We start from the raw sequence: 15583 nt of genomic DNA, 5'->3' as shown, positions 1-15583 counted from the left end.
ATAATTAGGAAAAGCGCACAATATTTTGTCTTTATTTTACAATAATTTATCTCTAATATAAGGTTTATATAAAGTTTAACGAGTGCTTTTGAGTTTTAAAATGATTAAAAAAAAGCTTATATAGTAATTACGTGAATAATGGCATGTTCAAGTAAATGCAGAAATAAAAAAAACCGATCCTGAGATCGGTTTTAAAATATGTAGATCGAATTAAATGTTGTATTGCATTATGGTTTATAGAGGCCAAGTTCAAGCAAATGCAGTCGTAGTATACGGCGTAGTTCGAGTACCGCTTCAGGGGTTTCTTGAATCGAATGACCCCCTTTAATTATTTTTTCTGAAACAGCACCCTCTAGATGAGCACTGGTGTATGGCACGACATCATCCGAGATTACGTTTTTATCTTGGCTGTTGGTATTATTTCCCATAATTGAGTGAAATTTCAAACCTTTACGCGGCTGAATATCTTCAGTGAGCGCGATAAATTTTGATTGATGACTTAAGTCACTTGGTCCATTTTGGATCAAGCCATGGTCAATTTCACGAAATAAATCTTTCAGGTCTTCTTCTTGAGTTAACACATCACCCATGGCCGATAAAAAAGCTCCTGGGAGTTTAATAATTTTTCGAGCGGCTTTGGTAAACCAGCGATCTGCATATTCTGTACCACGATGCGGTGCAGCTAAAAAAATTGCGCGGCTGAAATTTGGAATATCTTCAATCACCATACGTTGCTTCACGACTGGAATATTTCGGTACTGATTTAATTGACGTGAATTCATCATTTTCAAAGCTGCTTGTGTGGTATCCGCTTGGCTGACCAGTAGTCGTGCAATAATGCCGCCCATACTATGACCGACTAGAACAGCATCTTTTTTAGCTGCGGCATTGGCGTCTACTTTGCTAAAGGTCTGAGTCAAAATGGAATAAATTTGGAAGCGGCTTTCAATAATCGGCATATTAGTTGAATAGAAGACTTGCCACACTTGATAATGTTCACGTAGCACTGAATCGCCCATAATATCGTTAGTCAGACGAATCCATGCTTCAGGGCTGCTAGCAAGACCATGTACCAAGACGATAACTTTCTTGTCAGGATTATATGGTTCAAGCATGTAGAGATGCGGCATCGTGAGTTTTTCGTCACGGTCAATCAGAGATAAATACGCGGCCTTACCCAAGTTATTTTGTGCTAACCAAAGACCATATGGAGCAGAAAAATTGGCAGCAAGCGCATAGTTTTTATTGGCAATATTGACCTGTTCATACTTATACGGGTCGTAAGCTTTAATTTGAAACTCATGTTGATTCAAAATTTGATCAACTGTAGTTGTAGCGCTTAGTGGTTCAGCCGTTAAGGTTGCAGCTAAATATCGCGCTTGATGGATATTAGGATTTGAACCAGACGGATATTTAAAATCAATCGGGTTGATAATATATTTGGCTTTGCCTGTTTCAACTGTATGTTCTTCGGGTAAAACCACAAGGAATTCGGAACCAAAACCATCTCGGCGGGTAATTGAACGTAAACCTGAGAAGTTGAGGTTATAGGTTGACATCAATTGTTCAATTTTACGATTTTTGAGTTCTGGGTAATGGCTGAAGTCAATATGATAGGTGGTTTGTCCGACTTTGATCTGTTGGGTGACTTCTTGCGGTTTATAACGTAGTGCATAGCTGCTAACCAGTTTAGCAATCCCTTGATTATAGAAATCTCGGATTTGAACTTGGCGGTTATCAAAAATACGGTCAGCAGGCGCACGTTTGGTTTTAAACATATAGGCGTAGCTATAGCGAATACTTTTATCCAGTAGCGTCAGCTGTTGATCTAAACATTTGTTATAAGTGTCTTGTTCAATTTTTTGTTTTTCTTCTGATTTGTGGCTACTGAGAAGACCTAATTTACAGGCTGAAGAAGACTCATATTCGATGGCTTTGGCTAAATATAATTCACTTGCCGTAGACAATAATTGTTCATCTTGAATTTGAGGGATCTGTTGTAGTTCATTAACACAGGCTTTCGGGTCTTCTATACACGCTTTGGCTTCACGACCTGTCATCGACAAGACATTTAAACTGGCTTCGCTGAGTTTGTTTCGAGAAATAATACTTTCACGTTCATTGGCAATAGAAACGTTGAGTTTTTGGTTTTTGACACTGACGACCTGACATCCACTCAGTACGCTGGTACTCATGATTCCAAGGAGCAGTATTGTTTTAGTATTTAGCTGCATAAAGGGGTCGCACATTGGGTTGAATATTTTCAAATCATACGATAATTGTCAGGATTTTCAATTCGCCTTAAATGAAAAAAGACCGTTAAAACGGTCTTTTTTCAAAAGAATTTTCTAAATCGTTACAATTAAGATGTAGCTTTAGGTGGATTTAGAACTTGCCAAACATTCCAACGGCCTTGCTTTTCAATTTCTTGAATTAAGCGGTCAGCGACTTCGCCTTCTTGTGGGTATTTCACTTTATAGTTCTTTAAGACCTGAATTGCGTTCTTTTTTTGTTCCATCGCAATGTAGTTATTTGCTGCAGAAAGATACGCTTCTTGAACACCCGCTTTCATCGCTTTGTTTAGGTATGGAATCGCTTCACGTTGACCGCCACCTTCAGACAAACCGAAACCGAACCAGAAATTTGCTTCAGCATCATCTTGGTTGATTTTTAAAATACGCTGTGCATAAGTTAATGATTTAGTGGTGTATACAGAACCTAAGTCGAGGTTACGTGCCATCACACTGGCTTTAAATGCACGAACTAAAACATCAAAAGAAGCGTTGTCTTTAGATGCAAGGGTATCTAATTTTTGCGTAACTTCCTTGAGTTTAAGCTCAAACCCTTTGCGTTCTTGGCGTTGAACAAAACGAGGTGGATAGTGACGTGCTTTACCTTCAACGAGCTGTAAGAAATCATCAATTTCAGTAATGTCGATTTCATTATCACCCGCTAAAGCAGCAAATTTCATTGAACGTACTTTGCTGTCTACAATTGGAATAATCAGACGGTTTTCTTCAAGTGTCAGTTGTTTAGATGGGTCGGTCGGGCTAGTTACCACCATCTTAGTCACAGGCTGTGCTGCAGCTTTTTGTAAATTTAATTCAAAAGGAGGTGGTGCATCGTAGTTAAATGGGTTGAGTGCGTAGAAAGGTGGAGTCAGTTCAGGCTCTACAAAAATCATGGCATCTTTAGGAGCATTATTTTTAGTTGGGGCGCTTCCACAAGCGGCAAGGGTTAAAGCAATACAAGCAACTGCCAAGGGCTTAAGCGTCATATGATTCATCCATTAAATTTATTTTATACAAAAAAGCATGTTGGTCAGTCTAAAAAAACTCTGAACAACATGCAAGTTAAAGGCAACTTATTCTGATTGCTTTTGGTTAAGCCTTAGATTGACTACTTTGAGCTTCGCATTCGCGGCGCACATCTTCAATGATTTTAAGTTCTTCCTGACTAAAAGGTTGTTCATTAAGCTGTTGCTTTTTGAACGTTGGGTCAAGGAGAGACAAACGCTGACACAAATTATTCATACGTTTTTCATTGTGCTGAATACGATCTAACAATACACGCATACCTTCTAACATTGGGTCAGTTTGGTCTTGTGTTGCAGCATACGGTTGGAAACCAATACTTTCTGCATAATCGCGACGACGGGTTTCCGCTTCATCTTTTGGTCTATCTTTGGTGATAAAGCGTGCTGGATTGCCCACAGCAGTAGTATTTGCAGGAACTTCTTTAGTCACGACGGCATTTGAACCGACTTTGGCATTTTTACCCACCGTAAATGGGCCCAAGATCTTTGCACCAGCGCCAACCACTACACCATCTTCCAGAGTTGGGTGACGTTTGCCTTTGTTCCATGTTGTCCCCCCTAAGGTCACACCATGGTAAAGGGTGACATCATCACCAATTTCGGCCGTTTCACCAATTACCACACCCATACCGTGGTCAATGAAGAAACGACGACCGATTTTCGCACCCGGATGAATCTCAATGCCTGTGGCAAAGCGGCTAAAAGAAGACAATAAGCGAGCTGAGCCTTTACACTCTTTTTTCCAAAGTTCATGTGCCATACGATGCATGATCAAGGCATGAATTCCTGGATAAGTCGTTAAGACTTCGAGCGTATTTCGTGCAGCAGGATCGCGCGCGAATACAGCCTGTATATCTTCTTTAAGCTGCTTAAGCATTAGATTGATCCTCATTGTCTGTAGATTTTTTCCATGTTCCGTTATTTAAAGCCTGTACTCGGCTAAAGATGCCACGTAATAAGTGGTATTCCATACGATCTAATTGTATACGTCCAAATAGGCGACGCAAGCGTAAAGGTAATAATCTTGGATTTTTTGGATCCATAAATTCAATCTCTGCCAGCATTTTTTCAATATGCGGGTAGAACTGTTCCATCATTTCATGGGTCACCAAAGGTTCATCCCATTCCATATCGATGTCATCGGTAACATGCATATTGGCATCAGGATTTGAAGTTAACTCAGTATGTGCAAGGGCAGCCATGCGCATTTCATAGCAAATCACCTGAATCGCTTGGGCAACGTTTAAAACGCCATATTCAGTATTCACAGGGATGGTGACATGGTAGTTAGCCATTGCCAATTCTTCATTGGTCAAACCACGGTCTTCACGGCCAAATACTACGGCAATTTCTTGTTGTTGTTCGCAGACCGCTTTGAGAGACATTTCTGCAGCAGGGCGAGCGTCAAGTAAAGGCCATGGAATGGTGCGACTACGTGCACTGGTCCCAAAGACAATATGACAATCTTTAATAGCATCTTCTAATGATTCAACAATTTCAATTTGATCTATTAAATCGACAGCTCCGGCAGCCAAGGCATTAATGTCTGGATGCGGGTAAGTCTTAGGTGCAACTAAGACCAGCTTTGAAAGTCCCATGGTTTTCATGGCACGTAATGCACTACCAATATTTGCGGGTAATGTTGTATTCACCATGACAATACGCACATGGGAGAGATGTGCTGAAACCGCAGCATTGTCAGTTTGATTCATGATATTTCCAATATGTTTATTTAAAAAAGCAGTTCAAACAGCGTTTAAACTTTAAGAAAATTGATTGGCTTCAGCTTGGTATAAATCCATGGCATCATCCATGCTCATCCCATCTGGCGGTGGAGGAACTTGCGCAGGAATAGAGGCTTGTTCATAACTCACCGCTTTGGCTGCTTTGGATTTGACATGATATTCAACATGCAAAGATTCTTTACCAAAGTAGTCACGCAGCTTAGACAGTAGCTCATCTAGCGGGGCAACTTTCCAGTTTAAGCCCAAATGAATGTCAGCCGTCGCATATGGGTAGTCAATATATAACTGCACAGGAATATGCGTACACATATCAACATTGCAAAAAGGCAGCAGAATATTTTGGATATCACGTGAGAGCGTTTTACTAAAATGTTCAGGCGTTAATTTGATTTGAATCGCATTGGCACGTTTTTGACGGATTTCATTCAGACTGAAGGCTTTGGTTAGACGACCCATTGGGCGGTCAAAACCTTCACGCTCATAAATTTCACCTTCAATCACCACCACTTTTTCGTTTTGAATCACGTCTTTGAAGCGGTTAAAACGTTCGTGATTCGCAGACACTTCAATACGTGCTGTACCATCATCGAGCGTTACCATCATGCGGTTCGGGAAGTTGGCAACATCGACTACTAGGCCTGCAAATACTGTAGTGACACCACGTCGTGTAGGCGTAAGCTCATTAATGCGCTGTGAAATAAAGGCTTTTAGCTCTGATCGATACACATCGATCGGATGACCTGTTAGATAAAGCCCAAGAGTATCTTTTTCACCTTTAAGACGAACTTCATCTGACCACGGTTTAACAGGTTTAGAAGGTTTACGCTGAACTTCTTCAACTTCACCAAATAAATCCATCATCCCTGTTTCGCGGTTTGTACGGGCTTGGTCAGCCGCTTGTACAGCTTCTGGCAATTGCGCCATCAAGTCAGCGCGTTCTAATCCTAAACAATCCAATGCGCCACCACGAATCAATGCTTCAAGCGTGCGCTTATTGATTTTTTTTAGGTCAATACGATGACAGAAGTCAAACAGATCTTTATATGGGCCATCTTGGATACGTGAGTCAATCACAGACTGCATGGCAGCTTCACCGACACCCTTGATCGCACCTAAACCATAGACGATGGTTTTTGGATCGCTGGCATGGAAATTATATAAAGACATATTGACCGAAGGTGGTAAGACTTCAAGACCATTAATACGACAGTCATCGATTAAGAACACCACGTTGTCCGTGTTCTGCATTTCCGAGGTCATCACCGCTGACATAAATTCAGCAGGGAAATGTGCTTTTAACCAAGCGGTTTGATATGCAACAAGGGCGTAGGCTGCGGCATGGGATTTGTTAAAACCATAGCCTGCGAATTTTTCCATATAATCGAAGATATGGTTGGCCGTATCTGCATCAATACCTTTGGTTGCAGCACCTTCAGTAAAGATCTGACGGTGCTTAATCATTTCTTCGACTTTCTTTTTACCCATGGCACGACGAAGTAAATCCGCGCCACCCAAGCTATAGCCAGCACAGAACTGCGCTGCCTGCATGACCTGTTCCTGATACACCATAATGCCGTACGTCGGTTCAAGAACACTTTCCAGTAGTGGATGTAAGTATTCAAACTCGCCACCATGCATACGGAAAATAAAGTCAGGAATCAGATCCATCGGGCCTGGACGGTATAACGATACGAAGGCAATAATTTCTTCAAACTTGCTTGGACGTGCCTCTTTCAGCATTTTTTTCATGCCGACGGATTCAAACTGGAAAACCGCTGTGGTATTCGCATCTGCGAACACGGCATAGGCAGGTTTATCATCCAAAGGAATCAGGGAAATATCGACAGGTATGGTGATATCTGGACGGGCATTGATGTGCTTAATGGCATCTTCGATTACCGTTAAGTTACGTAAGCCCAAGAAGTCGAATTTGACCAGACCAGCAGCTTCCACATCGTCTTTATCGAATTGGGCTACACGGTTCGTCCCATCTGCATCACACAGTACTGCTGAATAGTCAGTTAACTTGGTTGGTGCAATGACCACACCACCGGCGTGCTTACCTGTATTACGGGTAATGCCTTCAAGTTTGAGTGCCATTTCCCAAATTTCGGCTGCATCGTCGTTATCAGGATTTGATGGGTTGGTGACAATATCTTTGAGCTGTGGTTCGGCCTCAATGGATTCTTCCAAACTTAAACCTAAAGGCTTGGTCGGAATCATTTTAGAAATACGGTCAGCCAAACCATAGGATTTACCCAAGACACGGGCTACGTCACGAATCGCACCTTTTGCTGCCATGGTCCCGAAAGTTGCAATCTGAGAGACCGCATCTCGACCATAAGTGCGTGCAACATAGTCAATAACACGGTCACGACCTGCAATACAGAAATCGACGTCAAAGTCGGGCATTGATACACGTTCAGGGTTTAAGAAACGCTCGAACAGTAGGTCATAACGTAGTGGGTCTAGGTCAGTAATTTTTAAACTATAGGCAACCAAGGAACCTGCACCCGAACCACGGCCTGGACCAACAGGCACGCCATTACCTTTAGACCATTGAATAAAGTCCATGACAATTAGGAAATAACCTGGGAATTGCATGGTCAGGATGATCCCGACTTCATAAGCCAAACGTTCATCATAAGGCTTACGAATTTCTGGCCAGTCGTCACCACGTTGTTCGACAGGGTACAAATGCGCTAAACGTTCTTCTAAACCTTCTTTTGATAAATGTTCAAAATAGGTGTCAATTGTATGGCCTTTAGGAATTGGATAATCGGGAAGGTCATGGAAGCCTAAACGTAATGACACATTACAGCGTCGCGCAATGTGATAGGTATTTTCTATAGCCGTTGGAATGTCTGCAAACAGCTCCGTCATTTCCTCGGCAGTTTTAAAATACTGTTCAGGACTGTAATTTTTAGGGCGACGATTGTCACCGAGGACATAGCCATCGGCAATACAAACGCGTGCTTCATGTGCCTCGAAATCTTCTTTACGTATAAAATGCACATCGTTATGAGCAACCACACCAATGTTAAATTTCTTCGCAAGTTTTACTGCTTCGTGAATAAAGTCTTCTTCACCCGAGCGCTCAGTTCGTGTAATCGCTAGATAAACACGATTGCCAAATTTTTCGACCCATTCAGCTAACAGTGGTTCAGCTTTTTGCGGGTTGGAAGAGCAAAGCATTTTGCCGACATCACTTTGCATACCCAGTAAAACAATCAAGTCTTGGTGTTGATTTAAAATCCAATCTTTTTTTACGCAAGGAATATCAAGCTGTTGACCTGAAATATAACCTTCAGAAACCAACTCTGTTAGACTGCGCCAACCTTTATTGGTCATCGCTAGAAGAGTAGCTTTGTGTTCAGCATCATTCAAACGAATGGTTGAACCAAATATGGGTTTAATGCCTTTATCTAAGCACTTTTTATAGAATTTTACAGCAGCATGTAGATTTGAAAGGTCAGTAATGGCCAGAGCGGGCATTTCATCTGCAGCTGCAGCTTTTACAAGATCAGGTATACGTACAATAGATTCAGTAATGGAAAATTCTGTAAAAATACCAAGATGTACAAAGTGCATAGATGAGTCCCTGCGAAAACAGCTGCTGATTTTAGCATGCTCTGAGATCAAACTTGCGTTTATTGCATGGCTTTATGCAGATTTATAAATTCACTGTTTAAGCAATAAACGCTGTATGACAATCACGGTTTAGCAAGCAATACCTTGATTAACTGAAAAAGCTATTAATTTGCTATTTTTAAAGTTGAAGGCTAGATTGCCAATATAGGGTAAATCATAGTTATGCGGCTCTTTCAGCACGGATTTGGCATGAGCAGGTGAGAGTAAAATCACATAAGCCACTTCATTTGGATTGGCTAATTTTGCACTTTTGGGGAAGTCTTTTACAAATTGTTGAAAGTTATATTGGCTTGTCAGGTTTTTTGATCCAATTTGAATTTTATCGCGTATTTGCGTGGAGTTATCCCATTCCATCCAAACATCCCCTTTGGTTTGTCCAAGTTGGGCGAAGCTGCTTTTATTTTTATAGAATGAATCATTCTTAACTTGAGGATTGTCCTCTGCATAAATTTCAAATTTTAGAAATTTACCTTTTGATGTGACATGAAATTCAGTATTGCCGGTACATTATGAATATTCATATTTAAGCTTTACTGGATTTTTGCTGATTAATGCATTTGCTTTTGATGCAAGCAAGGGTAAGGCTAAGTCAATATCATTTGCCTTAATACTAGTGACATAGTCATAATCAGCAATGGATGCAGATGCTGCTGAAGTGATCAATATCTCAGTTGTGAAAAAAGTTAAGCGGAAAATTTGTGCTGGCAGTGTAGTTTCCATGGGGAATATAAAATCCTGTTCTTTTGATGTTTTGTCGTAATTCAAGTTTTTGGAAACGTAATGTTGAGGGGCGAATTTTAAATTCTATTGTGTTGCTAATTTGCCGTCAAAGTAATTTAGGGTCAAAGAAATCTTGGTTTTAGTTCTGCATTAAAAACTAAATTTTAAACACTAAAAAGCCCTCCGAAGAGAGCTTATATAAATCGTGATGGCTCAACGTAACTTCGATAACCAATCGCCAAGACTTTGTACAATTTGCACCAAAATCAATAAGACAATCACGGTCATGATCACCACGCTACTATCAAAACGTTGATAACCATAAGAAATGGCAAGATCACCGATACCGCCTGCACCTACTGCACCCGCCATGGCTGTTGCACCAATTAAGCTAATGGTTGCAGTCGTTAAGTTTAAAATTAAAGAGCTACGAGACTCTGGTAGGACAAATTTAGTAATGATTTGCAGCGGAGATGCACCCATCGCTTGAGCAGACTCAATGATGCCGTCATGCACTTCAAGCAACGAAGTTTCAATCAGACGACCAATGTAAGGACCAACATAGATTGTGAGAGGAACAATTGCAGCCCAAGTACCAATTGAAGTACCCACAATAACTTTGGTCAAAGGGATGACCGCAATCAAGAGGATAATAAATGGCAATGAACGCAGCGCATTCACTATCGGGTTCAAACCATGGTAGATGACACGGTTAGGCAAAATGCCTTGTGGACGTGAGACATATAAAATCACGGCCTGGATAAAACCCCAAATACAGCCAAAGAGCATGGCAAAGAACACCATGTGAAAAGTTTCTTGTAGGGCAGTGACGAACTGATCCATGGACAAAGAACTTTTCCAAAAGGGTGCTGTAATTTGAGTCAGCCATTGAACAATTAAATCTCTCATTGCTGAACTCCTGCTTGAGTGACTTCAACACCATGTTGTTCTAAGAACGCCACCGCTTGTTGAATCAATGCTGTATCACCTAATAGCTGAACGAACATTTGTCCAATCACCGCACCATTAATTTCAGTCATATTGGCAAACAAAATACTCAGGCTAATATCAAACTGTTTAATTACCGCCTGAATCACAGTTTCTTGTGCCGAACTGCCCAGAAATTTTAAACAATAAATACTGTTATGATTTTGATTTTCTAAATTATTTAAAATATTAACAGGGAGCTGTTGCTGTAATACAGTTTGAATAAAGTTTTTGGTTGTAGTGTGTTTTGGCTGACTAAAAATCTCTAAAGTTGAGCCATGTTCGATGACTTTCCCTTGTTCCATTACCGCAACATAATCACAAACGGATTCAATCACATCCATTTCATGGGTGACCATGACAATGGTAATGCCTTGTTCTTGATTGATTTTCTTTAATAACGCCAATACCGATTTGGTGGTTTGCGGATCGAGAGCAGATGTTGCTTCATCACACAGTAAAATTTTAGGATGATTGGCAAGCGCACGGGCAATCCCGACACGTTGTTTTTGACCACCAGAGAGCTCATCTGGATAGGCATTTTTCTTATGTTTTAGGTCAATAAATTCGAGCAACTCTTCTAAACGTTTTTGGCGTTCAGCTTTAGCTACACCTAAAAGTTTAAGCGGCATTTCAATATTTTCTGCAACTGTTTTGGTTTGCAGTAAATTGAAGTGCTGGAAGATCATGCCAATATTGGTTCTTTCTTGACGAAGCTCTGCCGAATTTAAAGCAGTAAAGTCTTTATCATGAATAATAATTTGCCCTTCACTCGGACGTTCTAGCAAATTAATTAAACGGATTAAGGTACTTTTGCCTGCACCACTGTAGCCAATTAGACCGAAAATACAGCCATCTGGAATGTCCAGATTAATCTGATCCAGTGCTGTAACGGTTTGGCCTTTTAGCTCAAAATGCTTGGAGATATTTTTAAATTGGATCATAGCGTCAAAAAAGGGTTCAAAAATGAAAAAACAGGCAAAGTAAACTTTGCCTGTTTATTTGAAGAAATTATATTACTATTTTGCTTCAGTGAGGTAGCTAGTTGGTTTGTTTACATCAATTTTAGTACCACCAAAATGTTCATCGATGTAAGCTTTAACAGCTGAAGTGTGATAAAGCGCGCCTACTTTTTGTAGTACTGGGTCATTTTGACGGTCAGCAGCAACAGCAAGAATGTTCACGTTCATTTTTGTACTTTGATCGATTGGCTCATAGTAAACCGCATCTTTTAGTACGTTTAAACCACCTTCCATTGCAAGGGTATTACCCAAAACAATCGCATCAACTTCGTCTTTAACACGAACCGCAGTCGCCATTTGGATTGGCTTGATTACGATTTTCTTCGCATTTTCAGTTACGTCAGCAGGTGTGCCTTTTACATCGTCAAAATCTGCTTTAAGTTTGATTAAGCCAGCAGATTGAAGCAGTAATAATGCACGTGATTCGTTTGCGCCATCATTTGGAATCGCAATGGTTGCACCTGTTTTGAACTCTTCAAGTTTTTTGACTTTGCTTGAATAGATACCCATTGGCTCTAAATAAGTAGTCGAAAGCGGTGCGATTTTATCTTTATTGTTGTCGTTAAACGCAACCATATAGGCATATGACTGGAATGCATTAACATCAATTTCTTTGTTCGCTACAGCAGTGTTCATAGACACATAGTCAGTGAAGTTTTTCACTTCAAGTTTAATGCCAGCTTCTTTGGTTTCAGGAAGCGTAGCAATATAGCGCCAAATATCAGCATCTGAACCAGTCGAAGCCATGGTAACAGTTTGCACTTCTGCAGTGTCTTTTTGTTGTGCGGCGTCAGTTGCAGGAGCTTCTTGTTTACCACAGCCTGAAAGGCCCACAGATAAACCGAGAACTAATCCTAGGAGCTTTTTCATATATTCACCCGAGTAAATTTATAAAATTAATAAATTCACAAATCATATTATGGAGAGATTTACTTAAGTCTTTTATCAGACAGGCTGATAGATGCTTAATAATTTAGAATGCTACACAGACTTATACAATTAGATCTGAGTCTATTTTCCAAATGGGAAAAGATAGCCATTGCAAGCTGCTGTAAACAAAAGATTTAATAAAGCAAATCTCTATATTTCGCTAGGCATCATATCAATTTTTTATTATTCAATATAGTGATTTAAAAAGTTATGCTTAGCACCAAAAATGTATATGGAATATGTTTAATTAAATAATTTAATAAGTAAAAACAATATATTATTTATAATTAAACTATTTAAGTACGTCATTTGTATATGTTTAGGTCTATATAACAAATTTTAAAATGTATTGCTGAAAAAATGATAAAAATGAAATAAGTCCTGTCATACACAAAATTTGTAACATTCATATGTGAAAATAACGGAGAGCTTCAATCTAATCTGCATTGAAATCTTTATTGATATATTTGAAGTTCAACTCTGATTCATGGTTTTTCAAAATCTTAGATCTAAATCTGAGGAAGATTGAATCCGCTACAGCGTTTAAGATAAACTGCTTAATAATTGATCATAATAAATTGCTATGTGCGGCACGCTATGTTAAATCAGTTTGATTTCGTCTCATTTGTAAAAAAGCCTACGGTTCATTATGGTGGTAGATCGGTGAGCCATGTTTAAAAAATGGAAGATGGTAGCCAAAAAAACTATCGGTGTATTTTTGATATCAGAACAACCTATGACGTTTGAGGTGCATGTGAAAGAACGTGTTGAAATCACATCGGGGTAGTGTGTTGTGCAAATTGGGGAGCAGGGCGAGTTTTTTCAATATACTTTTGGCGAAAGCTTTATTGTTCCACAAGATTCTATTTTTAAAGTGCAATGTACTGATGTCGTTGATTATGTATGCCATTTTGATTAAGCATGCTTAAACAGGTTGGAGTTGCTTCAGCTTACACCTCAAGATGTTTTAATTGCTAGTGATCGATATTGATATTTTTTCTTAACCCCGCACTTAGCGGGGTATTTTATATGATTCAATGAATGATTTAGCTTTCTTATACGAAATCCTACGGTAACTATATTTAAAGTTTTTAACATTACCTATAGTCACTGTTTGGCAGAGTTAATGTGCTTTGGTTTTGCCGTGAATAATTATTGAATTAGCAAAAGGGGATGTGCAAATAATCACTACGCTGTATTTCATACAGCACATGACGGTTTAATGGGTGTTCTGCTGGTACAAGCGGATGATTAAACTCGCGTACTTTATGCATACCTATGCGTTGCATGACACATTCTGATGGTGTGTTCAAACTTGCAGTGAAGGAAATAACTTTATCTAGTCTTAAGTTTCTAAAAGCATGTTTGAGTACAGCTTTTGCTCCTTCGGTGGCATAACCTTGATGCCAATATTGCGGTAGTAGTCGCCAGCCGATTTCAGGTGCATCGACTATTTCAAACTCAGGTGGGTGTACGTGTAAGCCGATAAAGCCAATAAATTCGCCTGTGGCTTTAAGCTCGACGGCATATAAGCCCCAACCTCGTGTTTCAATCGCATCTTTTAAGCATTGCATAAATACAGTAGCTTCTGAAGCATCGAGTTTTTTTAGAAAATAACGCATGACGTCGTCATCTGCACACATTTGAATAAATGGGGCGGTGTCGGAGTCTTGCCATTGACGGAGAATGAGGCGAGGGGTTTGGATCAAATTTGTCATAAATTAGGATTGAATTTTAATTATAGAAAAATTTAGCAGGTTTTATTTTAGGTGATATTAAAATTTTTGATTCCTTAGAAATATGATTGCAAAGAAATATGAGATTGGATAGTATTGGTTTAAGGTCGCCTACCGTACTTACGCATGAGTAGAAAAGGGATTCAAAAATTTAATGTCTTAGTTTTAAGTCATACCGAAATTTAATTTTCTTAAGTATCAACTCGTTTGGTTCTTAGCATTTAAACATGCGTTGCTAAAAGTCTTATGACACCAAAGATTCTTTGTATAAAGAATTTAGAGTTGGCAGTAGGGAAAATTATGTCTATTCAAGAATTCGCATTTCAATTATCTAAAAAAATTCAAGATCAACATTCTGTAAAAATTAGTCGTTCACATATTTATGAACTAATTGCTTTGGATCTAGGTTATAAAACTTATAATTCCTTAGTTGCTCAGAATCTTTTACTTGATGCTGAATATGATGATTCCGAAGAATATTATCAGCATGAATTGATGAGTGCTTTAACACTAGAAATACTTAAAAATCCGCCTAAAATAGATTATTCAAATTTTAATGAAGATGATCTTCATTGGGATGATTATGAAGGTCGTGAATTTTTAGAAAATATTAAAAAAATTATTGTAAAACTTCAGGCTTTACTGAAATTAGATGCTGAAGAGGCTTTATATTTATCGATTGCTAAAACTATTTATCGAGAACTTTTATGGTTCAATATCGAAGTGATAAACTTTAGGGACATACGAAACTCTTTGAGTTATGTTGATTTTAATAATGGTCTAGTTCAAACATTTGAAGTTCTCAGCGAAATTGATGATAATTACTTTGATTCAGATGAGTTAGATTTTGAATCAATAGGAGATAATTTAGAAAAAATATTATCTTATGCTAAAGACCGTAAAAATCCTGATGCTTACGCTGTTTTAGGTGGTTATTATCGTTATTTAGCAAATCAAATAGCCCCTTATGGTAGGAGTGGTTCAAATTTTGGTAGCTATTGGGATAATGATAAACAAAAATATATTAGTTCTGATCAAACTAAAAAAAATAAAGAAAAGTATGAGGAATATATAAAACAAGCTGAACAGTTTGAATCTTATATCAAAGACAGTCCATTAAGTCTTAATGAAATCAACTTTGATGCAGATTCTGAGACAGTTTATAACCAAGTTCTCTATTTGTGTAATCAAGGTAATTTAGAAGCTATTGAGTATTTTCTTTACCAAAAATTATTTAAAAATAGTGGGGAAGCATGGCTCTATATTTACTTGGCTCAAATGTGTGGAACTGATTTTACCCAAGATGATTTGAGAGCTTATAATGCATATACAGGAGAAGAATACGATGATTATGGGCCATTGGAAATAGCAGGCCGTGAAGCAATTCAGTATGTTATAAACTTAGCTGAAATATCGGATGATAAGGATAATTTAGCGCGAAAAATTGCTACAGAGTTATTTGAAAAAATTTAATTT

Annotated in this window: 13 protein-coding genes; 2 read left to right on the top strand and 11 right to left on the bottom strand. The window is 38.8% G+C overall.

Features of this window, described 5'->3' with window-relative positions; all coding sequences use genetic code 11:
• Window positions 1–227: 227 nt before the first annotated feature.
• The 10 genes from FTU37_RS00970 to FTU37_RS00930 all read right to left on the bottom strand — a co-directional run bounded on the left by FTU37_RS00970 (window position 228) and on the right by FTU37_RS00930 (window position 12311).
• The gene (locus FTU37_RS00970) at window positions 228–2195 is read right to left on the bottom strand and encodes an esterase/lipase family protein (RefSeq protein ID WP_373686247.1); all 1968 of its coding nucleotides are present in this window, start codon (window positions 2193–2195) and stop codon (window positions 228–230) included.
• A 167-nt stretch (window positions 2196–2362) separates the two neighbouring features.
• Window positions 2363–3277 carry an ABUW_2363 family tetratricopeptide repeat lipoprotein gene (locus tag FTU37_RS00965; protein WP_180123611.1) on the bottom strand — a complete coding sequence of 305 codons (915 nt, stop codon included), beginning with the start codon at window positions 3275–3277 and terminating at the stop codon, window positions 2363–2365.
• 106 nt (window positions 3278–3383) lie between these two features.
• Entirely contained in the window at window positions 3384–4193 is an 810-nt protein-coding gene (cysE, locus tag FTU37_RS00960; protein WP_180123610.1) for a serine O-acetyltransferase, read from the bottom strand.
• Complete coding sequence (locus FTU37_RS00955; protein ID WP_180022698.1) at window positions 4186–5028, bottom strand: RNA methyltransferase; 843 nt, start codon at window positions 5026–5028, stop codon at window positions 4186–4188. Before FTU37_RS00955 ends, cysE begins: the two co-directional genes overlap by 8 nt.
• A gap of 51 nt (window positions 5029–5079) precedes the next feature.
• The gene (gene dnaE, locus FTU37_RS00950; protein ID WP_180123609.1) at window positions 5080–8652 is read right to left on the bottom strand and encodes a DNA polymerase III subunit alpha; all 3573 of its coding nucleotides are present in this window, start codon (window positions 8650–8652) and stop codon (window positions 5080–5082) included.
• A gap of 129 nt (window positions 8653–8781) precedes the next feature.
• Window positions 8782–9066, bottom strand: a complete 285-nt coding sequence (locus FTU37_RS16625) for a hypothetical protein (RefSeq protein ID WP_257225211.1) — start codon at window positions 9064–9066, stop codon at window positions 8782–8784.
• 153 nt (window positions 9067–9219) lie between these two features.
• A complete protein-coding gene (locus FTU37_RS16620; RefSeq protein ID WP_257225210.1) occupies window positions 9220–9432 on the bottom strand; it encodes a hypothetical protein in 213 nt (70 codons plus the stop codon).
• A 213-nt stretch (window positions 9433–9645) separates the two neighbouring features.
• Window positions 9646–10341 (bottom strand): methionine ABC transporter permease, encoded by a 696-nt coding sequence (locus FTU37_RS00940; RefSeq protein ID WP_180123608.1) that lies wholly within the window; start codon window positions 10339–10341, stop codon window positions 9646–9648.
• Window positions 10338–11363, bottom strand: coding sequence for a methionine ABC transporter ATP-binding protein (locus FTU37_RS00935; protein WP_180123607.1), 1026 nt, complete (start codon window positions 11361–11363; stop codon window positions 10338–10340). The genes FTU37_RS00940 and FTU37_RS00935 overlap by 4 nt, the downstream gene beginning before the upstream one ends.
• 75 nt (window positions 11364–11438) lie before the next feature.
• Window positions 11439–12311: a MetQ/NlpA family ABC transporter substrate-binding protein gene (locus FTU37_RS00930; protein ID WP_180123606.1), complete on the bottom strand. Its 873-nt coding sequence runs from the start codon at window positions 12309–12311 to the stop codon at window positions 11439–11441.
• An 853-nt stretch (window positions 12312–13164) separates the two neighbouring features.
• On the opposite strand from FTU37_RS00930, the gene FTU37_RS16820 reads away from it, so the two are divergent.
• Entirely contained in the window at window positions 13165–13290 is a 126-nt protein-coding gene (locus FTU37_RS16820; protein WP_373686246.1) for a pyrimidine/purine nucleoside phosphorylase, read from the top strand.
• 241 nt (window positions 13291–13531) lie between these two features.
• Here FTU37_RS16820 and FTU37_RS00920 read toward each other — a convergent pair whose 3' ends face one another.
• Window positions 13532–14089, bottom strand: a complete 558-nt coding sequence (locus FTU37_RS00920; protein WP_180123605.1) for a GNAT family N-acetyltransferase — start codon at window positions 14087–14089, stop codon at window positions 13532–13534.
• Between the two features lie 264 nt (window positions 14090–14353).
• On the opposite strand from FTU37_RS00920, the gene FTU37_RS00915 reads away from it, so the two are divergent.
• A complete protein-coding gene (locus tag FTU37_RS00915; RefSeq protein WP_180123604.1) occupies window positions 14354–15580 on the top strand; it encodes a hypothetical protein in 1227 nt (408 codons plus the stop codon).
• Window positions 15581–15583 lie beyond the last annotated feature (3 nt).

The organism is Acinetobacter sp. YH12097 (assembly GCF_013419225.1).
Classification (GTDB): domain Bacteria; phylum Pseudomonadota; class Gammaproteobacteria; order Pseudomonadales; family Moraxellaceae; genus Acinetobacter; species Acinetobacter amyesii.
The sequence above is the reverse complement of the archived record's forward strand: the minus strand, read 5'-3'. Positions and strand labels throughout refer to the sequence as shown.